This is a genomic window from Paraburkholderia domus, assembly GCF_905220705.1.
In the GTDB taxonomy this organism is placed as follows: domain Bacteria; phylum Pseudomonadota; class Gammaproteobacteria; order Burkholderiales; family Burkholderiaceae; genus Paraburkholderia; species Paraburkholderia domus.
Window position 1 is genome coordinate 1 of record NZ_CAJNAT010000023.1, and the last position, 21,867, is coordinate 21,867.

The window sequence follows — 21,867 nt, forward strand, 5'->3', positions numbered from 1 at the left end:
AGGCATGCACCATTGCCGTGTCGGTCATTGCGGCGCTGCCGTTCACCGGTATACCGCATCTCCGTTTCTCCGCCAACGCCGAGCCCGACGCGGGATTGGAATGCTTCCAAGAAAAGCGCGCCGTCATTGGTTAAGGTTCACCGAGTAGACCGCGAGCCCCTTGCCGGTGCCGTCGTCGGCCTGGAGCTGGGTGACGTTGGTGATGCCGTTGGTCTGCGCGAGCGCCACCAGGTTCGGCGCCGCCTTGAAGGTCACCTGTCCGGCCGTCGCCACCTTCGTGAAGCGCCAGCTACGGTCGCTGCCGTTGCTCGCCGCCTTGATGGTTTGCACCTTCTTGATGTAGGCGATCAGGACGTCGCGGCTCGCATCCGGCGACGCGTAAATCGTTTTGCTGCCGTCCAGTCCCGGGAAATTGCCGCCGCCGCTCGCGCGATAGTTGTTGGTCGCGACGATGAACGACTGCGTATCCGAGATGGCCGCGCCCTGATATTTCAGGTTGCGAATCCGGCTGTCCACTGCCTGCGTCACGTCGATTTCGTAGCTGAAATCCTTCGACGTGATCATGTCGAAGTTGTAGCCCGGATAGGTACTGACCAGCGTCTGCGCCGCCGTGTTGGCCGGATCGATCTTGTTGAAACGCTTGGCCGCGGTTTCGAGCCAGGCCTTCAGATCCGCGCCCGTCACCTTCACCGCGTAGATCGTGTTCGGATACAGGTAAAGGTCGGCGGCGTTATTGATCGCGACGTTGCCCTGCGCGACGTCGGTGAAATCGTTGCCGCCGCCAAAGCCGCTCTTGAACGGCGCGCTCACCGACAACACCGGAATGCCCGCATATTGCGGCAGATTCGCGCTGACGTAGTCCTGCACGTAGGCGGCCTGCGCCTGATTGACGATCTCGATGGCCGAGACGTCGCCCACGTCGGCGAAGTAGGTGGTCATGCGGAAATCGGTCGAGCCGATCGGCGTTTTCACGTAATTGATGGTTGCGCTATGTTCGGCCGCGCTCGCCTGCGAGATTGCCGGATCGACCGCCACGTAGCTGTTATCCGCGTTCTGGATCGAGCGCGCTTCCGCCGTGCTCGAATTGCGGTCCACCATCCACGTGCCGTTCGTGTAGTTCAGCGCGAGCTTGATCACGCCGAGATGCTTGCCCCAGAAATTCGCCATCACGGTCGGTACGCCGTTGACGGTGCCCTTCACCTTGTCGACGCCCGGCAGATTGAATTGCGTGACCGTGCTGTTCTTGTCGGGGAATACCTGATGCGAGTGGCCGATCAGCATCGCGTCGATGCCGGGCACCTTCGATAGATAGTAGCTGCCGTTCTCCATCGACGGCGAATAGGTCGAATTGTCGAGCCCGCCATGCGACATGGCGACGATGATCTGCGCGCCCTTCGCCTTCATTTCCGGCACGTACTTCGATGCGCTTTCCACCAGCCCCTGCGTGTAGACGTTGCCGTCCAGCCAGCGTTTGTCCCACGCCATGATCGCGGGCGGCGTAAAGCCGATCACGCCGATTTTCACCGGCGCGCTGACGGTCTTGCCGTCGGGCGTGGTGGCGGTCAACGTGCGCTCGAGGATCGCGTACGGCTTGAAAATCGGTTGCTGCGATTTCGCGCCGAGCACGTTGGAGAGCACCAGCGGAAAGGTCGGCCCCGCGCACACCGGTTGCGACGCCACCGGGCTCATGTTCGGCACGTCGAACGCGCTGCCGGTTGCCTGGGCGAGGAACGGCAAGCCGTAGTTGAATTCGTGATTGCCGATGGTGCCCGCGTCGTACTTCAGCAGGTTCATCACTTTGTAGACGCCGAGCGTCGTCTTGCAATCAATCGGCGCGACCTGCGCCTGGTAGTCGGCGAGCGCGGTGCCCTGAATGGTGTCGCCGTCGTCGAGCAACATCGTGTTGGGGAATTCCTTGCGCGCCGCCGCGATCAGCGTCGCCGTACGCTCCAGACCGAGCGATTTGTCTTCGGCCAGCTTGTAATAGTCGTAGCTGAGGAGATTGGTGTGGATGTCGGTGGTTTCCAGCAACGCGAGCGTCGCCTTCGTGCCGTTCGCCACTTGTGGCTGCGACTGCGGCGTTTCAATGTCGCTGCTACTGCATGCCGTGATGCCGATCGCGCTTAGCGCGCCAATTGCCCCCAGGGCGCCAACCGCGCGAAGCGTGCGCATCCGCTTTCCTGCCATAAACGTCACTCGCATCCCTACTACCCTCCGGTTTGTTGTGTTGTCGTGCCGGTCCATCCGGGCCGGCGTTGCATTACAAACAATTACAGAGGCGCAAGGTTACGATTGCTTTATGACCATACTTTGTATGGCAAAAGATAGGTTTAAGTAATATTCGTGCGCACTGCGGGTCGTCAGCGTGCGAGGCGCGGCAGAATGCCGGCGAGCCTGGTCAGCGCCGCATCGATATGCTCGACTGCAATGTTGCCGTAGCCAAACATCAAGCCGGGCTGCGGCTTCACGCGCTGATAAAACGGTGCGAGCCCATACAAACCGATCGACGCTTCACGCGCGGCGCTGACCAGCACCTCCTCGGTCAACGGCGCCTTCAGACGCGAGGCCATGTGGATGCCCGCAGCCGGCACGATCGGATCGAACCACGGCGCGAGTTCGCCCTGCAGATGCTTCAGCAACATCGCGCGACGCGCCGCATAGATCTTGTGCATGCGCCGCAGATGCTTGGCGAAGTCGCCATTCAGCATGAAGGTCGCGAGCGCCGTTTGCGTGAGCGTGCAACCGTGCCAGTCGGTGATCCGCCGGGCCTTGATGAGCGGCCCGAAAAGCGAGGCGGGCGGCACCACGTAGCCAACCCGCAACTCCGGGAAAATCGTCTTCGAAAACGTGCCCACATACGCGACGAGACCGGCTCGGTCGAGACTTTTCAGCGGCTCCATCGGCCGCCCTTCGAAGCGGTACTCACAGTCGTAATCGTCCTCGATGATCACGGCGCCGCGTTTCTGCGCCCATTCGAGCAACTCGACGCGCCGCTCCAGACTCATCGGCATGCCGAGCGGGAACTGATGCGAGGGCGTTACGTAGACGAGCCGCGCCTTGTCCGGCAGTTTGCTCACGATCAGGCCTTCTGCGTCCACCGGCACCGGCACCACGCGTGCACCCGTCGCCGTAAAACACGCCCGCGCAGGCGGATAGCCGGGGTCTTCAAGCGCCGCGATTTCGCCAGGCCGCAACGTGATGCGCGCGATCAGATCGAGCGCGTGCTGGGCGCCTTGCGTGACGATCACGTCGTCCCAGTTGCTCGCCACCGCGCGGTTGAACGCCAGGTAGCGCGAAATCGCGAGCCGCAATTCCTGTTCGCCGGCCGTGTCGCGATACGTGCCCTGACCGCGCGCTTGCACGCGCAATGCGTGATTCACGCAGCGGCGCCAGACGTCGAAGGGGAACAGCGATTTGTCGGTAGCGCCGCCGGCGAAATCGTGCGGCGAGGCCACCGTGGGCCGAGGCAAGGGCAACGCCTCGGGCATCTGCTCCCACAGCGGCTGGGCGCGCGCCGCGGCTTTCGGTTTGGCTTTTGCCCGCTCGCGCGCCGACTCGGCGGCCAGCGCATGCGATGAGCGCTCCACCGGCAGACGCTCCAGACCATCGGCGACGAAGGTGCCCGAACCGGCGCGGGCGCTCAGATAGCCTTCGGAAAGCAGCCGTTCGAATGCGTCGAGCGTGGTCTTGCGCGACACGCCCAACTGTGTGGCGAGATCGCGCGTGGACGGCAAACGCGTGCCGCCTGCGAGTCGCCCTTCGAGTATGCCGGCACGCAACTGCCGGTAGATCTGTCCGGACAGATCGTGACGCCCTTCGACCGCGATATGGATCTCCATCCGAGTGGCTACCTTAAATATCCGGGAAATGGTTGTTCGGAAAGACCAATGCCAACCGTAAGCTTACCTCCGTCGCCGCCATCGCCATCGCCGGAGTAAATCTAACTACGCGCGGGCGCTGCACATAAACGCAAAATGGCGCGCCCGCTGATGCGAGGCGCGCCATTTTTATACTGCTTTCTATACTGCTTCATGTGGCCGGAGAGCGGCGCATTCGCGCCGCTTCCGAAGCGGCGGCAGATTACTCCGCCACAGCACCGCTCAATGCAGCCGCTTGCCGCGCGTTCTCACGCGTTTCGTCGCTGCAACGCTGATGTTCACGCGACAACTTGCGCATCAGCGGCAACAGCAGCACGGCAACCAGCGCGCCCACTGCCGCGAGCCAGCCCAGGCCCGTAAACAGCTTGGTGTAGAGCGGCAACGATTCGAGCGGATCCATATTGCCCGCCGGCATCTGCGCGAAGTTCGCCACCACGCTGCCCAGATATTGCGACACACCGGTTGCGACGAAGTAAGCGCCCATCATGAAGCCGCTCATCCGCGCCGGAACGTAGCGTGCAATCATCGCGAGACCCAGTCCGCTCACCAGCAATTCGCCGAGCGAATACAGGCCGTAGCCGCCCACCATGAACCACGACGACACGCGCCCGTTCACCGCGTAGTTGCCGCTCGCCGCATACACGAAGAAGCCGGCCGCCACCACCGCGAAGCCGAACGCATACTTGACCGCCACCGGCACGTCCTTGCCGCTCTTCGCGAGCTTCGTATAGAGCAACGCGAGCACCGGGCTCATCACCATGATCCAGATCGGATTGAGCGCCTGGAACTGCGCGGCGCTCCACGTGAACAGCGTCTCGCCGAACAGCATGAAGCGCGGATCGACGTTGCGCAGCGCGAACAGCGTGAGCGACGTCGACATCTGCACATAGAACACGAAGAACAGGATCACCTGCGCGGTCAGGATCAGCGCGGCAACGAGACCCGAGCGCTCCGAGCGTTCGCACTTCACCAGCATGTAGCCGAAGATCGCCAGAATCGCGACACCGGCCGTGTACACGCAGGCCACCGCGATCGCCTTGTGTTGCAGGACGAACATGGTCGCCGTGCCGAGCACGATACCGCCCAGCGCGACCGCGCCGACGCGTTTCCAGCGGATCGGTTCGGCGTCCGGCGCGGAGCCGATATGCGCAAGCGTGCGGAACATGATGAAGTAGTTCAGCACCGACAGCAGCATGCCCGCGCAGCAGACCGCGAATGCCGTGTGCCAGCCCCAATGATCCTTGATCCACGGCGTCGCGAGCATCGACGCTGTCGAGCCGATATTGACTGCCATGTAATAGATCGTGAATGCGCTGTCGATGCGCGCGTCGTCGCCTTCATAGATACGGCGCACGAGATTCGCGGCATTCGCCTTGAAAAGCCCGTTACCCACCACGATCACGCCGAGCGACGCGTACATATAGCTCAATTGCTCGTTGGGCAGCGCCAGCATGAAATAGCCGGCTGCCAGCACACCGGCGCCGAAGATCATCGTGCGGCGCGCGCCGAGAATCTTGTCGCCGATCCAGCCGCCGATCGACGGCGATGCGTACACCAGCGCCGTAAACGCCCCCCACGTGAGGGTGGCGTGGCTGTCGGTGAAGTTCAGCTTGTCGATCATGAACAGGACCAGCAGCGCGGCCATCCCGTAGTAACCAAAGCGCTCCCACAACTCGATCAGAAAGACCGTCGAGAACGAACGGGTCTGCGAGACCGGTGCGCCTGGGGGATTGGACGAATTCATCATGTACCTCGTGTTCTTACGGTTGCGGCTACGCGTGGGCGGCCCACGCGCAGCGAAAAGCTGGATCTGGAAAAACGGTCAGCGGACCATGCGCGAAGCGGCGCACGCATTTGCACAGGCCTATGCGTAGTCAGCGGCACGCTCATCTACATGTTCATTTGCGCGCTCATTTGCAAACTGAGTTGCAAACTGAGACGCCAATACCAGCAGAAAAACCAGGGGATGGGATAGAGACCCGCCACGCGGTGCGCCCCGAGGGAAGTCCCCCGCCCCGAAGAAAGTGCCCTTGGGGGATTGGGAGACGCTGCGCCGCATCGGACCCGAATTCCGGCAAGCGGAATGGGCTCAATGATAAAGCATCGCGGAAAATGGAGGTCTGGCGGCCGGCGATCCGGGGGCCGGCCATCCGGCGGCCGGCAGTCGGCGGTCGCGCCAGGCAGCGGGCGCTACGCCCGTGGCAGGAAAAATCAGCAGTGATAGTCATGTCCTTATGCCGGCCAGCGTTCGGATGGAACGTGCCGGACAATGCTCCGCCGCGCAGGATCGCTGCGCGCGGAATGAAAAACAGCGGCCGACGACGTCGCGTGTATTGCGAACACGTGCGCCTACCGCCAAGCGGGCCTGATTCTGCAAACATAAGCACGGTTCGTCACTCAGGGAATTCACTGATGCCACGCCAATTACCCGTTGTTACACGCCATAGCGCTTTGTCGCGCAGTCGCGTGTGGCTGAAAATAGTCTTTGATGTCATGGCTTTAACGCCACCTGGCAGTCAACTTGCATAAATTCCGCTTCCTTATGCGCACTGCAGTCTTTACCGCCTCCGCTTCCAGTTTCTCTTCGATTACCGGTCAAAACGGCGGGTGCAGATTTCGGTTCTGGCAACATAGAGCGTTGTCTCGGAAATGTGGTCCCTTGCACGACGGGGCGCTGAACGGCCCGCCACCCCGGCCTGGACCGCAATCAAACCATATTTACTTATATCAAACAAATTTTGACGGGCTAATTTCCTCCTGCTATGGTCACGACAATTCAAAAGAACAACCCGGCACTCGAACTTGGGAGCAAGATCCGCGCGCTACGGCAACGGCTCAAGCGCACGCTGGATGACACGGCAACAGCGGCGGGTATTTCCAAACCGTTTTTGTCGCAAGTCGAGCGCGGTCTGGCGTCACCGTCCATCACTTCGTTGGCCGGGATTGCCCACGCACTCGGGGTGAACGTGCAGTATTTCGTCGACACGCCAAGCGAAGAACGCTCGGTGTGCCGTGGTGATGATTTGAAGTTTTTCGGTTTTGCGGACTCGGCCAATCTGTTCGCGCGGTTGACCAATCTGACGGGCGGCCGTCAGCTCGAAGCGATCCTCGTGAGGATGCCGCCCGGGCAGAAGCGCTCCGAGGTCACCACGCATGCCGGTGAAGAGTTTATGTATGTGATCGACGGCGAAGTGTCGTTGACGCTGGAAGGCAAGACGTTCCTATTGCACGCGGGAGACAGCGCGCATTACGAATCAACGGTGCCCCATAGCTGGGCGAATACCGCTCGTATCGAGTCGGTGGTCGTCTGGGTCGGTACACCGAGACTGTTCTAAAAAGCAGGCACCTTTTCCGGTTGATCCGGCCAGGGTTTGCCTGCATTACCAAATGTAAGGAATCCTGCATGTCGGACAAACAACAAGGGCCTCCCCGGCCCGAGCACCGCAGATAACCGGGCGCCCTGGCGCCAGCGCGTTCTTCTCTCGACCTTTCCTGCGATCTCAACCGATGAAAACCCCGTTCGTCTATGCAACGGCGCTGACCGCGCTCGCCCTTACGTTTCAGCCCTCTGCCTTCGCCGTCACGGTACCTGCGGGTGTCACCCTCGCTGCCAGCCAGGAGATGACCCGCCAGGTGCCGGCCGAAACCGAATCGCTCGACCCCGCGCATATTGAATCCTGGACCGGCGACACGATCGCGCTCGACATGTTCGAAGGCCTGACGCGCATCGACGCGGCCGGCGCGATCGTGCCAGGCGTCGCGCAATCGTGGACGCGCACCGGGCCGACTACGTGGGTTTTCAAGCTGCGCCACGACGCGCGCTGGAGCAATGGCCAGCCGGTCACGGCCGCTGACTTCATCTACGCATGGCAACGCGTGCTCGATCCGAAAACGGGTTCGAAGTACACCGTGCTGGTCGAATTCGTGAAGAACGCCAAGGCGATTCTCGCCGGCAAGGCGCCGCTCTCGAGTCTCGCCGCGCGCGCCGTCGATCCGTACACGCTGGAAGTCACCACCGAAGTACCCGCCGCCTTCTTCCCGCAACTGACCGCCATGCCGGCCATGGTCCCGGTCAATCGCGAGACAATCGCCAAATTCGGCAACGACTGGACCCGCCCGGGCAACTTCGTCGGCAATGGCCCGTATACGCTCACTGATTGGCAGCCAAGCAACCGGTTGGTGGCGACCAAAAGCAGCACGTACTGGAACGCCAGCAAGGTCGTGATCACGAAAGTGACCTATCTGCCGATCGAAAACGACGAAACGGCGATGCGCATGTATCAGGCCGGCCAGTTCGACTACACGTACTCGATTCCGTCGGGCATCTATGCGCAGGTGAGCAAACAGTTCGGCTCCGAACTGAAAACCGGCGTGCAGATCGCCACGTACTACTACAGCCTGAATAACGAAGACCCGGCATTCAAGGACAAGCGCGTGCGCCAGGCACTGGCGATGGTGCTGGACCGCGACCTGCTGACCAAGCGTCTGACCGCGGACGGCGAACTGCCGACGTACGGCCTGATCGCCAAGGGCACGGAAGGCGCGAACGTCTTCACGCCTGACTGGGCGAGCTGGCCGATGGCCAGGCGCGTCGATTACGCGCGCAACCTGCTGAAGGACGCAGGCTATTCGGACGCGAAGCCGCTGACGTTCACGCTCACCTACAACACCAACGACCTGCACAAGAAGGTCGCGCTATTCGCCACGTCGGAATGGCGCACCAAGCTCGGCGTGACCGCCAAGCTCGAAAACGTCGAATACAAGGTACTGCTCAAGCAACGCCACGACGGCAAGGTGCAGGCCTCGCGCGACGGCTGGTTTGTCGACTACAACGACGCCAACTCGTTTTTCGACCTGATCCGCTGCAACAGCGTGCAGAACGATCAGCGCTACTGCAACCCGCAAGTCGACAAGCTGGTCGATGAAGGCAACCAGCAGCTCGACGACGCAAAGCGCACTGCCCTGCTCACGCAGGCGCACAATCTGGCCATGAACGACTACCCGCTGGTATCGCTCTTCCAGTATTCCGCGGACCGGCTGGTCAAGTCGTATGTCGGCGGCTACACGTCGACCAATTACGTCGACCAGCGCGCCACGCAAGACATGTATCTGATCAAGCACTAAGCGCGGGAGCACTGTCATGCTGGCCTATACGCTGCGCCGCACGCTCTGGGCGATCCCGACGATTCTCGCCGTGATCACCGCGTGCTATCTGCTGCTGCACCTCACCCCCGGCGGGCCGTTCGACACGGAGAAACACCTGTCGGCGGCCGTGCTCGCGAACCTCAACGCCAAGTACCACCTTGACGAACCGCTGTGGCTGCAGTACATCCACTACCTCGGATCGCTGCTGCACGGCGACCTCGGTCCGTCGTTCCGCTATGCCGACTGGTCGGTCAACGATCTGGTGTGGAAGGCATTGCCGGTGAGTCTCGGCGTAGGCGGCGTATCGGTGCCGATCGCTGTCGTGATCGGCGTCACGCTCGGCACGCTGGCCGCCGTGCGGCGCGACCGCTTCATCGATCACCTGGTGATGGTGCTCGGCAATATCGGCAACGTGGTGCCACCGTTCGTGCTGGGTCCCGTGCTGGTGTGGATTTTTGCCATCCTGCTGAAGACTTCCGAAGGCCACGGGTGGCTACCCGCTGGCGGTTGGGGCGAAGGCGAGTGGCGCTATCGCGTGCTGCCGATCGTCCTGCTCACCATCATCAACGTCGCAGCGATCGCTCGCGTGATGCGCGGCAGCATGATCGAAGTGCTGTCGGGCAACTTCATCCGCACCGCGCGCGCCAAGGGTCTGCCGGGACGCACGATCGTGTTGCGCCATGCGATGAAGCCCGCGCTGATGCCGGTAGTGTCACTGCTCGGTTCGATCTGCATCTCGTCGATCACCGCCGCGGTGGTTACCGAGTCGGTGTTCGCGCTGCCCGGCCTCGGCCAACTGGTCGTCAACGGCGCGATCAACCGCGACTACACCCTCGTGCTCGGCCTCGTCGTGCTGACCACCGCGGTCGCCGTCCTGTTCAATCTGCTGGTCGATCTGGCGTACGCCTGGCTCGATCCGCGCATCCGGTACTGATCCATGCCCCGCTCAATTCAATCGACTGCCGCGGCGCTCGATCCGCTCGTGGCCATCGCAAGGGCGCCGCGTTCGCGCGGGCCGCTCGCTACCGCCGCGCTGCGCTTCGTACGCAATCGCGCGGCGTTTTCCGGCTTCGTCATCTTGATGCTGATCGTGATTGCCTGCGTGGCCGGTCCGTGGTTCCTGCCGAACAATCCGATCGATAGCGACTGGAGCGCCATCAGCCTCGCGCCCACGCTCTCGAACATGCACTGGTTCGGCACCGACGAACTCGGCCGCGACCTGCTCGCGCGCACGCTGCAAGGCGGACGCGTGTCGCTGGAAGTGGGTCTGCTCGGCACGCTCGTGTCAGGACTGATCGGCGTGGCGTATGGCGCCACCGCCGGCTATCTGGGCGGCCGCGTCGATGCGGTGATGATGCGCATCGTCGACATGATGTACGCGATCCCCTACATGCTGATCGCGATCCTGATGATGACGATGTTCGGCCGCGCGTTCTATCTGGTCGTGCTGACCATCAGCGCGTTCTCGTGGCTCGACATGGCACGCGTGGTACGCGGCCAGACGCTGTCGCTGCGTTCGCGCGAATTCATCGACGCCGCCCGAGCCATCGGCGTGAGTTCGCGTTCGATCATTGCGCGCCACATCGTGCCGAATCTGCTCGGCGTGGTGGTGGTGTACGCCAGCGTGACGGTGCCCAACATCGTGCTGACGGAATCCGTGCTGTCGTTCCTCGGCCTCGGCGTGCAGGAACCGATGACGAGCTGGGGCGTGCTGATTCAGGACGGTGCGCAGAAGCTCGAATCAATGCCATGGCTGCTGCTGTGCCCGGCGGTGGCGCTGTGCGTCACCTTGTATTGCGTGAATTTCGTCGGCGACGGCCTGCGCGACGCATTCGATCCGAAGGACCGCTGACATGGCACTACTCGAAGTCAAAGACCTGAGCGTGCGTTTCACACGCCGCGAAGGCGCACCCGTCGACGCGGTGCAGCGCGTATCGTTTTCGCTCGAAGCGGGCCGCACGCTCGGCATTGTCGGCGAATCGGGCTCCGGCAAAAGCCAGACGGTGATGGCGCTCCTGGGCCTCCTGGCCGGCAACGGCAAAGTGTCGGGCGCCGCGACCTATCGCGGCGAAAACCTGCTGACGATGAACGAAGCCGAGTTGAACAAAATTCGCGGCAATCGTATCGGCATGATTTTTCAGGACCCGATGACCTCGCTCAACCCGTTCCTGACGATCGAACGGCAAATGACCGAGACGCTGCAACTGCATCGCAAGATGTCGCGCCGCGAAGCGCGCCGCCGCGCAATCGAAACGCTCGAAACGGTGCGCATTCCCGATGCCGCGCGGCGCATCAACATGTATCCGCACGAGTTCTCCGGCGGCATGCGGCAACGCGTGATGATCGCGATGGCTCTGCTCTCCGAGCCGGAAATCCTGATCGCCGACGAGCCGACCACCGCGCTCGACGTGACCGTGCAGGCGCAAATCATCGAATTGCTGCGCGAACTGAACCACGACCGCGGCACCGCGATCATTCTGATCACGCACGACATGGGCGTCGTGGCCGGGTTGTGCGACGACGTGATGGTGATGTATGCCGGCCAGACCGTCGAGCAGGCGAACGCCGCCACGTTGTTCGCCGCGCCGACGCATCCGTACACGATCGGCCTGCTGAACGCGCTGCCGCGTCTGACTGACGACGATGACCGTCCGCTGCAAACCATTCCCGGCAATCCGCCGCTGCCCGGCGAAGTCGGCGAGGGGTGCGCATTCGCGCCGCGCTGCGCGTATTGCAGCGATCGGTGCCGCGAGTCGCGACCGGCGCTTACGGCGTCGCCGACGGCTACCCATGCGTTGCGCGCATGCCATCGGCCGGTGCAGGAAATCATGGAGGTACAACACGCATGAACGCCACTTCCATTGCAAACAAGACCCAAGGCCAAGGCCAGGATCAAAATCAGGCAACGCTCTTGTCGGTCGACAATCTCAAGGTGCGATTCGGCGTGCCGCGCGGCGGCTTTCCGTGGTCCGGCAAAGCAACGCTGCGCGCAGTGGACGGCGTGTCGTTCAGCGTGCGGCGCGGCGAAACCGTCGGGCTCGTCGGCGAATCGGGTTGCGGCAAGTCCACCCTGGCGCGCGCAATCATCGGCCTCGCGCCGGTGGCGAGCGGCAGCGTGCGCTGGCTCGACCAGGAAACCGTACTGACGGACGCGCGCCGCGATACCTCGCGCTTGCGACGCGACGTGCAGATGATTTTCCAGGACCCGCTCGCCTCGCTCGATCCGCGCATGACGATCGAACAGATCGTCGCCGAACCCTTGCTCACGCATGGCCAGAATATTGCCCGCACCGACGTGCAACGGCGCGTGCTGACGATGCTCGAACGCGTCGGCCTCAATGCGCAGCATCTACGCCGCTATCCGCATGAATTTTCCGGCGGTCAGTGTCAGCGCGTCGGCATTGCACGTGCGCTGATCGGCGAACCGCAACTGGTGATCTGCGACGAGCCGGTGTCGGCGCTCGACGTCTCAATCCAGGCGCAAATCGTCAACCTGTTGCGCGATCTGCAGCGCGAGCTGTCGCTGTCGTTGCTGTTCGTCGCGCACGATCTTGCGGTCGTCAAGGCAATCAGCCACCGCGTGCTGGTGATGTATCTCGGACGTGTGATGGAGTTCGGCGATAAGCGCGATGTGTATGGCACGCCGCGCCATCCCTATACGCGTGCGCTGCTGTCGGCGGTGCCAGTGCCCGATCCGGTGGTGGAACGCGCACGCCGTCATCTGTTGTTGCGCGGCGAGATTGCGTCGCCGCTCAGCCCACCCTCCGGTTGCGCGTTTCGCACGCGCTGCCCGGATGCGATCGAGGCGTGCGCCAGCGAGATTCCACAGCCGGTCACGTACGGTGCGAGCGCGACACGCGTGGCGTGCATACGCGTGAGTGACGCCTCGAAGGAAGTGCCGTTAGGGCATCGCTAAAGAAACAGTCTGAACACTTAAAACCGTATTCCCCGGCGCGGCGGGCCGTCGCGCTGATGGATTCGTTCGTCCTGCCACTAGCGGGACGAGCGATAAGCGTGGACTGGCTAACCGCCAGCCAAAGATTCACCAAAATAACAGAGACGTACTACATGAAAGATAGCCGAACAAAAAAGCGGTCAAAAAAAACCAATGCAGCCACCTTCTTTTATTGCGCATTTACGCTGCCCGCGCTGACGATCGGCGCGAGCGCCTACGCCGATGACGTCGTATCGGAGCCCACCTCCGATACGACGAAAACTCAAACACTCGCGCAAACGTTTCCGTCTTCCACGCAACGCTCGCAAGCTTCGCCGGCCCCGCAAACTTCGCAAGCCGCCTCACCCGGCAAGCGCAGAGCGGACCAGGGTGGTCAGGTGCGCAACGATCAACCCGACACAACCAACGCCGTCGTCAACGCGGAAGCCGACCAGACGGTCACGCCTCCCACACCGCTGTCGAGCCAGGCGGCAAGCAAGGGCTTTATCGCCGATAGCCATCTGAACCTGCAGTTCCGCAACTATTCCGACTATTTCCAGGCGCCCACGTCGATCTATCGTCACGCGTGGGTTCAGGGCGCGCAAGCCAACTATGAATCAGGCTTCACGCAAGGCGTGGTGGGTTTCGGCGTCGACGCATCACTGTTCGCCGCACTCAAGCTCGACGGCGGCAACGGCGCCGGCAACATGGTGCACGTCGGCAAGGACGGCGGCGGCTCGCAACAGCTCGCGTGGGCCTACCCGGGCATGTACGACATCAAGGGGCGCATTTCCGAAACGGTCGTGAAGTACGGTCTGCAGACCGTCACCAATCCGTTCCTCGAACCGCACGACAACCGCGCATTGCCGCCGACTTTTCTCGGCGTCTCGATGGTCAGCAACGATCTGGTTCATACGACGCTGGAGGCCGGCAGTTTCACCAAAGTCGACGCACGCGGCCACACGAACCTGACCAACCTGACCACCTCGTACGGCGGCACACGCATCGACCGCCTGACCTACGTGGGCGGCACGTGGCACTATGCAAAGAACGGCGAAATGGCGCTCTATGTCGACCAGGCGGACGACGTCTGGCGTCAGTACTACGGCTCGGTGGCGCAGTCGTTCGGCGACCCGACCACCATCAAGTGGAGCGGCCTCGCCAATATCTACTCGACGCACGACACCGGCGCATCACGTCAGGGGCATATCAACAGCAACGCATACAGCCTGTCTGTTTCCGCACAGCACGGCCCGCATGCGCTGCTGCTCGGCTACCAGCAGGTACTCGGCGACCAGTTCTTCGACTACGTCAACGAAACCAACGGTATCTACCTGACCAACTCGATGGATGTCGACTACAACGCGCCGCATGAGCAGTCGCTGCAATTGCGCTACACGTTCGACGGCAAATACGCCGGCGTGCCCGGGCTTAAGGCGATGTTCTGGGGCGAGTATGGCTGGGGGGCGGATGCATCGGCGGGTGCTGCGGATAATGCATCGGCGTCGGCGCCGCTGCACAACCTGTACTGGAAAAACGGCGAACCGGTGCACGGCCACCATCACGAGTTCGGCTTCATTCCGAGTTATACGCTGCAAAGCGGCCGCTTCAAGGACACGAAGGTCACGTTCATCGCGATGTGGCACAACGCTTCGCGCTATTACTCCGATGGCAACAATATGGAGTACCGGTTGGTGGTGAATGTGCCGGTGAAGGTGTTCTAAGCCGGGGCGAGGATTCCGCTCAGGACGAAGGCGTTGTACTGCAGAATGCCTGTTCAAGGGCAATCTGGTCTGGGCGTGGTCATCTCGCGTCAGCGCGTGGCAATTGAACGAGCCTGTCAATGAGCCACGCGCAACGCCTCGTTCGCAACAGCTAGCCGCGAGGCCATGACCTTGACGACAAACCGATGAATTTGCTGCGCGGTCACGGGATCGTCGCTCTCGAGCGCATGCAAGGACTCGAGCGTCAAACGCCGGACACGCGCGGGACCCTCTGCAAGCACATCCGCGCTGCGCACCTGCTGCGTGTACACCGCCATTTCGCCGACGATCGTACCTGGCCCGAATGAGCGCAACCTGAAGGATCGGCCGTCCGCAAACGGCAGGGAGACGGTGACACGGCCGCACTCCACAAAGTACATGGCGTCCCCCGGCTCGCCGTGACGGAACACCGGCTGTCCCCCGTCAAGCTCGCGCACTTCCAGAAGGGCCAACAGCCTTTCGAGCGCGGACGATGTGAAATGCGGCGCGAGCATCGCCTGGAAATCCTCTTCAGCGCGCGGCAGCGCGCGTGAATCCGACGCGAGAAGCGTATCTTCGACCCATTCCAGGCCAGCATCCAGCGTAGCAAACTCGTGGATCCGGAGGTTCAGCGTGCCGGTCTTCATGAGCAGTTCACGCGAGCGTGCCGGCAGCCCCGTCAACACCAGGTCCGCATCATGCGTCGCACACAACTGCCTGAGCTTGACGAAGCTGACCGACACCGACGCGTCCATGCCGTTGGTCGAAGCGAAGTCGAGTACGACAAAGCGAACGGGGAGCGACCCGTGCTGGGTCAGCCGTTCGCGCACGCGCTGCAAGATCGAATTGGCGGTGCCAAAGAAGAGGAACCCCTGCAGACATGTTCCGCACACCTGCGCAGCTAGTTCGCGAAGCCGTCCGGTTACCTCGATACTGCGCTCGACATTCGATGTGCGCGTACTGCCATCGAATTCCATACGCACGCAACTGACACGGCCGTACAGCAGTGCGAACATCACACAGGCGGCGATGACACCGGCCACCACGCCCGCGACGACGCCGTAGAACGCGATAGTGCCCAGGATAAGCGGGACAAGTAGATATTCATGCCAGTTGAGCTTGCGATACGCACCGGCTAGCCACTGGATCAACAGGCGGAGTCCCATGAAGAGCTGCAGCCCGACCAGCACCGGCACCGGGAATAGCGCCACCAGGTCCGGCGAGACGGCCAGCACGAACAGACACGCGAGGGAGGCGAATACGCCCGCCATACGACTTGTCGCCCCCGCGCGTGCGTTGAGCATCGACCGGTTGTACGACTGATAACCGACCATCCCCCCTAACATCCCGCTCGCGATGTTGGCGATGCCGGCCGCCCTCATTTCGCGGTTCAGATCAATGTCTTCGCCCGTGGCTGCGCCAATCGCCGTCGAATTCATCAGGATCGTGATTGCCGAAATCGACGTGACCATCAGTGTCTCCGGCAGGTGCGAGGCGATTGCCGACCAGTCGACGCTCCCGTGCGCCAGCGATGCCGGCAAATGCAGTTCTGGAATCCTGATCGGGTGCAGCGCCACGCGCGGAAGCAATAATCCCGTGTTGCGGGCGTCGTCGATGGACAAGCCTGCAGCAAGCAGGAACAGGTAGAACAGCGCGACGCCGAATGCAAGCGTGATCGGCAACGCCGCAGCGTGTTTCCACGTGCGCGACAGGAGCGTGGCCAGCACGCACACCAGCAAAGCGGGTACCCACACCAGCCAATTCAGGTGCGTCACCAGTGCCAACGTGTGCCAGTTCAGGGACTCGCCGGTCACGACCCGGAACGCGCCAGCGAGCAGGAGGTAGCCCGTACCGGCAAGGAAGCCGCCGACGACCGGGTAAGGCAGGAATTGCAGGGAACGGCTGCGTTTCGACGAACCGACCGCATACAGAATGACGCCTGTCACCACCGAACACAGCGCGATGGCGATCAGCACCGTCAGCAGAATTGTCTGGGGCGCACCGCCGTCAGCTCGCACGCTGCTCGCGACGCCGGCCGCCACCCCGGCGAGAAACGCCGTCGCGGTGCCGTCGGGTCCGGCGATATTCATGCGCATCGAACTCGTCAAGGCGATCACGAGTGCCGTCACCACGCAGCTGATGAAGGCCGTGGGTACGCCAAGCTCGGCGTAGCGGGCGAGATCCGCGCTAAAGATCAAAGTGCCCAGGCTCATGGCGTAGCAGAGCATGACCAAGGTTGACACCATGCCGGCCGACAGATCTCCGATCAGGCCCGCGATGTGTGACCCGGAGCGGGCATCGGGCGAGGAACCTGTCGTAGCTGGCTTCACGGTGCTCCCCCGGTGAGGGCGGATGGAATCTCGCCTGGGCCGTGCGGTTCACGCCGCGCTCTACTGTTGTGTCTCGTTCGAGCCTCACCCATCGTTCCGGATGACGAACGACTACACGTTGCGCTTGCCTGCTCACCCGACACCGCGGCTGATACGCTATTCAGTATCCGTCGTGGCCGCAACCAGTGTCAAACGCACGCTGCACTTCTGAGCGCATCGGCATCGGCCTCGTCGCTCACGCCCGGTATCCGTTTCCTTCACGCTGGACGTACACTGTATTTTCGGCAGGAAGGACTTGAACACGGAGTACGTTGCACCAGTCACAGCGCGGCAACAGGCGGTGCGTCGATTCGTATGATCTGTTGGTGCAACGCGGCCCGGTTCGGGCATACGGTTCGACAACCTGCGCGGCAACGCGCTGCGACGCAGTATGCGTGTTCGCACGTACCGGATTGGGCGGCGGCGATGGATATCGATCAGTGGCTGCATGCATTGGGTCTTGAGCAATACGCACCCGCATTTGCCGGGAACGACATCGATCTCGCGATGCTGGCGCAGCTCGACGACGCGGACCTGAAAGAGCTCGGCGTTCTGTCGCTCGGCCACCGCAAGCGCCTGCTGGCCGCGATTGCCGATCACCGCGACGCTGCACTGTGTGCAACGCCGCCCGCTGTGAATGCGCCCGCAAGCGAGCGCCGGCAAGTCACCATTCTTTTCGCCGATCTGTGTGGTTTTACCGCGCTGTCGCAAACGCTCGATCCTGAAGAGTTGCGCGAGTTGACGGGTCGCTATACAGCGCTCGTCGATGGGATCGTTCTGGGTTACGGCGGCACGATCGACAAGCACATCGGCGATGCCGTGATGGCCATCTTCGGTGCACCGCGCGCACACGATACCGATCCCTTGCGCGCGGTGCGTGCCGCGCTGGACATTCATGAGGCACTTAACGCACTGGGCGAGCGCGCGTCACCTCCGTTAAGGGCGCATGTGGGCATCGCCAGCGGCGAGGTGGTCGCGGGGCCGCTCGAGCGCGCGGACGTTCAGGACTACACGGTGCTCGGCGACTCGGTGAACCTCGCCGCCCGGCTGGTTGCCGCCGCCGGCCCCGGGGAAACGCTGCTCTCCGAGAGCGTGCATCGCGCGCTGGGCAACGACGTGATGAGCGACGCCGTCGGCGAGATGCGCTTCAAGGGGATCGACTCGCCAGTGCGCGTGTGGCGTCTGCGCGGTCTCGCCTTTGAACCCGTCATGGCGAGCCGCAGTGTGTTTGTCGGCCGCAAGGCGGAACTCGAGCAGTTCAAGGGCCTCGCCCGCGCGTGCCTCGAGCAGCGAGCCGGCCACGTCGTCTATGTCCGCGGTGAGGCGGGTATCGGCAAGACGCGGCTCGTCGACGAGATGCGCCGTTTCGTCGAAACGCTGGGCTTTGCCAGCCACCGTGCCCTCGTGCTGGATTTCGGCATGGGCAAAGGCCAGGATCCCATTCGCACCGTTGTCGGCAGTCTGCTGGGCTTGCCGCCCGCAGCCGGCTCCGATGCGCGGCACGCGGCCGCCGAACGGTTTGCCACGTCCGGAGCCGTCGGCCCCGATCAGTTGATGTTTCTCCACGACATCCTCGACCTTGCGCAAACTGGCGAATGGCGCACGCTTTACAACGCGATGGACAACACCGCACGCACGCGCGGCAAGCGCACGGTTGCCGCGGCGATCACGCAGGATGTCTGCCGGCGCGGGCCCACCATGATTGTCGTGGAGGACCTTCATTGGGCGGACCCACAGGTGCTCGGTTATCTGGCCGCCGTCGCCGTAGCGATCGCGAACGGCCCGGGCCTGCTTGTGATGACTTCGCGCGTGGACGGCGATCCGCTCGACGCGGCATGGCGCGCAGGTTGTCGCGGCACGCCCTTCGCCACGATCGACCTTGGCCCATTGCGCCGCGACGAAGCGCTGAACCTTGCCGGCAGCTTTATCGATGCGACCGAACGTGTCGCGCGCGCCTGCATCGAGCGAGCCGGCGGCAACCCGCTGTTCCTCGAACAGCTCCTGCATAACGCCGAAGAAGGCAGTGAGGAGGCAGTCCCGGCGACGATCCAGAGCCTCGTGCTGGCGCGCATGGACCGGTTGACTTCGCACGACCGCGAGGCGTTCCAGGCTGCCGCGGTCATCGGACAGCGCTTCGGCCTCCCCTTGCTGCGGCGGCTGATCGATGCACCGGAGTACGTCTGTCACGGGCTTGTCGCCAACGCGCTCGTCTTGCCGGAGGGCGAAGATTTCCTGTTTGCCCACGCGCTCATCCAGGAGAGTGCGTACTCGACACTGCTGCGGGCACGCCGGCGCGAGTTGCATCGCCGCGCCGCCGACTGGTTTGCGGCGACGGACCCCGTGCTGCGCGCCCAGCATCTCGATCGCGCCGAGGACGAGCGGGCGCCACAAGCCTACCTCGACGCCGCGATCGCACAACGTTCGGCCTACTTTGCCGACGCGGCATTGCGGCTCGTCGAGCGAGGTCTGCAAATCGCGCAAACGGATAGGGATCGCCACGCGCTGATCTGTTTAAGGGGAGAACTCCAGCGAGATCTCGGCGACATCGCCGCATCGATCTCGACGTACCGTGCGGCGGTGGCTGCCGCTCCGGAAGAAGCAAGTCTCTGTCAGTCCCAGCTTGGGCTCGCCGAAGGTCTGCGGGTCAGCGAAGGCCTCTCCGAAGCCCTCTCGCTGCTCGACGCGGCGCAGCAAGTGGCGCAACGTCTGGATCAGGTGCCTGAACTCGCGCGCCTGCATCACCTGCGGGGCAACATCCTCTTTCCGCTTGGCAGGATCGACGATTGTTGCACCGAACATGAGCGCGGCCTCGCCTATGCACGGCGCCTCGGCTCGCCGGAAGCGGAGGCGCGTGCGCTTGGCGGCCTTGCCGATGCGGCCTACGCGCAGGGGCGCATGCGCACTGCTTTCGAGCACTTTAGCCGCTGCGTTGCGCTAAGCCGCGAACACGGCTTCGGGCGCATCGAGGTCGCGAATCGTTCGATGGTGGGCTTCAGCAGGATCTACCTCAACGAAGCACGTCCGGCGCACGAGGACGTCAGCGCCGCTGCACGCGCCGCTGCGCTGGTCGGCCAGCTACGTGCGCAGATGCTGTGCGAGACACTGGGTGCCTTTGCTAGCTACGAATTGGGCGACATGCAGGCTACGCTCGCCCATCTCGAGCGCGAGACGCAGATCATCCGTCAACTGGGCGCTCGCCGCTTCGAGGCACAAAACATGGAAATTCGGGCGCGCGTGCTGCTCGCAAACGGCCATCGGCGTGAGGCCGCGGAATTGTTGCGCGAAGCGCTGGCGATTTGCCGCGAGGTGGGCACGCAGTTCAGCGCACCCAAGGCGATGAGCGCACTGAGCCGCGCCGTAGAGGACGACGGCGAACGCGCGCGTCTGCTCGCCGAAGGTGCCGACATGCTGGGCCGCGGCGCGGTTGGTCACAATCATCTGTGGTTCTATCGCGACGCCATCGAAGCGATGATGTCCGCCGGCGACGCGGCTGGCGCACTGCGCTATGTCACTGCCCTCGAAGACTATACGTGCGCTGAGCCGCTGCCGTGGGCGGACCTGTTTGCGGCGCGCGGCCGCGCCCTCGCTCGCGCGCAGCAAGACCGTTCTAGTGCAGAAACGCAGTGCGAACTCCAGCGTGTGCGTACAGCCCTCGTGGAAGCCGGCTTCAACAGCTATCTCCCCGCGGTGGACGCAGCGCTCGCCGCGTAGCGGAGGCGTTGAGCTGATGCCCTCCTATCCGGTGATGCGCTCAGTAGTCATCGCTCGCGACAACCCGTGCATCGGCCGCCGCAACGCGACATCAAAGGGATTGGTTTGCGGGCCGATCGCATCGGCCTGACGGCGCAGCAATTCCACCACCATCGGCAGGCGGTCGTCGCCGAGACGCGCCGCCAGGGTGCCGACGCTCAAGGCCGCCACCGCCACGCCGGTGCGGTCCAGAATCGGCACCGCCACGCCCGCCATGCCGTCGAGCACACCACTATTGCGGCCCGCGTAACCCAGTTGGCGCACGCGTTCGATCTCGGTGCGCAAATACACTTCGTCGAGCACGCCATAGCCGCGAATGCGCGGCACGTTAAAGCGAATGATCTCTTCACGCTCCGCTTCTGGCAGGAAGGCGAGAATCGCCAGACTCCCCTGACCGACACCCAATGCGACGCGCCCGCCAATATCGCCCGTGAACGAGCGAATCGGAAACGGCCCTTCGCAGATGTCGAGACACACCGCGTCAAAACTGCTTTTGACCAGCAGGAAAATCGTGTCGCCGAGACTCGCGCACAGCCGCAGCAACGCGGGACGGCATAGCGTGCGCATGCCGCTCGGATTGCCGGCCTGCGCGGCGAGCGCAAAGAAATCGACACTCAGCCGATAGAGCTTGGAGCTTTCGTCCTGCTCGACGATGCCTTCCGCGATCAGCGCATGAAGAATGCGGTGCACGGTGCCTTGCGTGAGACCCACCGCCTTCGCGAGACGCGTGACGCGGCCGCCGTCGGGTTGCGCTTCGGATAGCGCGCGAATCACAGCGAAGGCGCGCTCCAGCATCCCGGGGCCGGGCGCACTGCCTGTTTCGGCCGATGCGGCATCGGCATCTCGTTTGGCGGCAGCATTCATCTCTAGCGCTCCAAATTATTTCATTGACCGGAACACTATAGAGGGTTTTATCTGTGAATGGAATATTCCCGGCACGCCTGTTCTATTCGCATGTGCTTTTGATTCATAGGGATTTTCCGAACACCACGCAGCGGAACAGTTCATATCCGTTCCGGCAATTATCTTCCATTCAATGGAATTTTTTT

14 protein-coding genes are annotated in these 21,867 nt (G+C 63.0%); 9 read left to right on the forward strand and 5 right to left on the reverse strand.

The window, feature by feature from the left end:
• Positions 1 to 123: 123 nt before the first annotated feature.
• The 3 genes from KHO31_RS28595 to KHO31_RS28605 form a co-directional block, all read right to left on the reverse strand.
• Positions 124 to 2,172, reverse strand: coding sequence for a bifunctional 2',3'-cyclic-nucleotide 2'-phosphodiesterase/3'-nucleotidase (locus KHO31_RS28595; RefSeq protein WP_211624627.1), 2,049 nt, complete (start codon positions 2,170 to 2,172; stop codon positions 124 to 126).
• Between the two features lie 188 nt (positions 2,173 to 2,360).
• Positions 2,361 to 3,839, reverse strand: coding sequence for a MocR-like pyridoxine biosynthesis transcription factor PdxR (gene pdxR, locus KHO31_RS28600; RefSeq protein WP_211624629.1), 1,479 nt, complete (start codon positions 3,837 to 3,839; stop codon positions 2,361 to 2,363).
• 241 nt (positions 3,840 to 4,080) lie between these two features.
• Complete coding sequence (locus KHO31_RS28605) at positions 4,081 to 5,622, reverse strand: peptide MFS transporter (protein WP_201077756.1); 1,542 nt, start codon at positions 5,620 to 5,622, stop codon at positions 4,081 to 4,083.
• A 1,018-nt stretch (positions 5,623 to 6,640) separates the two neighbouring features.
• Between KHO31_RS28605 and KHO31_RS28610 the strand changes: the two genes are divergently transcribed.
• The 7 genes from KHO31_RS28610 to KHO31_RS28640 all read left to right on the forward strand — a co-directional run bounded on the left by KHO31_RS28610 (position 6,641) and on the right by KHO31_RS28640 (position 14,681).
• Complete coding sequence (locus tag KHO31_RS28610; RefSeq protein WP_201077703.1) at positions 6,641 to 7,213, forward strand: cupin domain-containing protein; 573 nt, start codon at positions 6,641 to 6,643, stop codon at positions 7,211 to 7,213.
• A 172-nt stretch (positions 7,214 to 7,385) separates the two neighbouring features.
• Positions 7,386 to 9,002 carry a peptide ABC transporter substrate-binding protein gene (locus tag KHO31_RS28615; protein ID WP_211624630.1) on the forward strand — a complete coding sequence of 539 codons (1,617 nt, stop codon included), beginning with the start codon at positions 7,386 to 7,388 and terminating at the stop codon, positions 9,000 to 9,002.
• Positions 9,003 to 9,018: 16 nt separating this feature from the next.
• Complete coding sequence (locus tag KHO31_RS28620) at positions 9,019 to 9,957, forward strand: ABC transporter permease subunit (RefSeq protein ID WP_211624632.1); 939 nt, start codon at positions 9,019 to 9,021, stop codon at positions 9,955 to 9,957.
• Positions 9,958 to 9,960: 3 nt separating this feature from the next.
• The gene (locus tag KHO31_RS28625) at positions 9,961 to 10,875 is read left to right on the forward strand and encodes an ABC transporter permease (protein ID WP_236060763.1); all 915 of its coding nucleotides are present in this window, start codon (positions 9,961 to 9,963) and stop codon (positions 10,873 to 10,875) included.
• A gap of 1 nt (position 10,876) precedes the next feature.
• On the forward strand, positions 10,877 to 11,872 hold the full coding sequence (locus KHO31_RS28630; RefSeq protein WP_201121718.1) for an ABC transporter ATP-binding protein: 996 nt from the start codon (positions 10,877 to 10,879) through the stop codon (positions 11,870 to 11,872).
• Positions 11,869 to 12,939, forward strand: a complete 1,071-nt coding sequence (locus KHO31_RS28635; protein WP_201121716.1) for an ABC transporter ATP-binding protein — start codon at positions 11,869 to 11,871, stop codon at positions 12,937 to 12,939. Before KHO31_RS28630 ends, KHO31_RS28635 begins: the two co-directional genes overlap by 4 nt.
• Before the next feature lie 152 nt (positions 12,940 to 13,091).
• The gene (locus KHO31_RS28640; RefSeq protein WP_201077687.1) at positions 13,092 to 14,681 is read left to right on the forward strand and encodes an OprD family outer membrane porin; all 1,590 of its coding nucleotides are present in this window, start codon (positions 13,092 to 13,094) and stop codon (positions 14,679 to 14,681) included.
• Positions 14,682 to 14,797: 116 nt separating this feature from the next.
• Here KHO31_RS28640 and KHO31_RS28645 read toward each other — a convergent pair whose 3' ends face one another.
• Positions 14,798 to 17,029 (reverse strand): SulP family inorganic anion transporter, encoded by a 2,232-nt coding sequence (locus KHO31_RS28645; RefSeq protein WP_268963816.1) that lies wholly within the window; start codon positions 17,027 to 17,029, stop codon positions 14,798 to 14,800.
• 22 nt (positions 17,030 to 17,051) lie between these two features.
• Here KHO31_RS28645 and KHO31_RS28650 point away from each other — a divergent pair, with 22 nt between their 5' ends.
• Positions 17,052 to 17,240 (forward strand): hypothetical protein, encoded by a 189-nt coding sequence (locus tag KHO31_RS28650; protein WP_201077678.1) that lies wholly within the window; start codon positions 17,052 to 17,054, stop codon positions 17,238 to 17,240.
• Between the two features lie 254 nt (positions 17,241 to 17,494).
• Positions 17,495 to 20,779, forward strand: coding sequence for an adenylate/guanylate cyclase domain-containing protein (locus KHO31_RS28655; RefSeq protein WP_201108141.1), 3,285 nt, complete (start codon positions 17,495 to 17,497; stop codon positions 20,777 to 20,779).
• Positions 20,780 to 20,803: 24 nt separating this feature from the next.
• Here KHO31_RS28655 and KHO31_RS28660 read toward each other — a convergent pair whose 3' ends face one another.
• Positions 20,804 to 21,682, reverse strand: coding sequence for an IclR family transcriptional regulator (locus KHO31_RS28660; RefSeq protein WP_201077673.1), 879 nt, complete (start codon positions 21,680 to 21,682; stop codon positions 20,804 to 20,806).
• Positions 21,683 to 21,867 lie beyond the last annotated feature (185 nt).

What these genes read in the sequence shown, in the direction of transcription:
- KHO31_RS28660 (WP_201077673.1), bottom strand. Translation starts at nt 21,682, where the DNA reads ATGAATGCTGCCGCCAAACGAGATGCCGATGCCGCATCGGCCGAAACA.
- pdxR (WP_211624629.1), bottom strand. Translation starts at nt 3,839, where the DNA reads ATGGAGATCCATATCGCGGTCGAAGGGCGTCACGATCTGTCCGGACAG.
- KHO31_RS28650 (WP_201077678.1), top strand. Translation starts at nt 17,052, where the DNA reads ATGGAATCTCGCCTGGGCCGTGCGGTTCACGCCGCGCTCTACTGTTGT.
- KHO31_RS28620 (WP_211624632.1), top strand. Translation starts at nt 9,019, where the DNA reads ATGCTGGCCTATACGCTGCGCCGCACGCTCTGGGCGATCCCGACGATT.
- KHO31_RS28595 (WP_211624627.1), bottom strand. Translation starts at nt 2,172, where the DNA reads ATGCGCACGCTTCGCGCGGTTGGCGCCCTGGGGGCAATTGGCGCGCTA.
- KHO31_RS28635 (WP_201121716.1), top strand. Translation starts at nt 11,869, where the DNA reads ATGAACGCCACTTCCATTGCAAACAAGACCCAAGGCCAAGGCCAGGAT.
- KHO31_RS28630 (WP_201121718.1), top strand. Translation starts at nt 10,877, where the DNA reads ATGGCACTACTCGAAGTCAAAGACCTGAGCGTGCGTTTCACACGCCGC.
- KHO31_RS28625 (WP_236060763.1), top strand. Translation starts at nt 9,961, where the DNA reads ATGCCCCGCTCAATTCAATCGACTGCCGCGGCGCTCGATCCGCTCGTG.
- KHO31_RS28640 (WP_201077687.1), top strand. Translation starts at nt 13,092, where the DNA reads ATGAAAGATAGCCGAACAAAAAAGCGGTCAAAAAAAACCAATGCAGCC.
- KHO31_RS28605 (WP_201077756.1), bottom strand. Translation starts at nt 5,622, where the DNA reads ATGAATTCGTCCAATCCCCCAGGCGCACCGGTCTCGCAGACCCGTTCG.
- KHO31_RS28655 (WP_201108141.1), top strand. Translation starts at nt 17,495, where the DNA reads ATGGATATCGATCAGTGGCTGCATGCATTGGGTCTTGAGCAATACGCA.
- KHO31_RS28615 (WP_211624630.1), top strand. Translation starts at nt 7,386, where the DNA reads ATGAAAACCCCGTTCGTCTATGCAACGGCGCTGACCGCGCTCGCCCTT.
- KHO31_RS28610 (WP_201077703.1), top strand. Translation starts at nt 6,641, where the DNA reads ATGGTCACGACAATTCAAAAGAACAACCCGGCACTCGAACTTGGGAGC.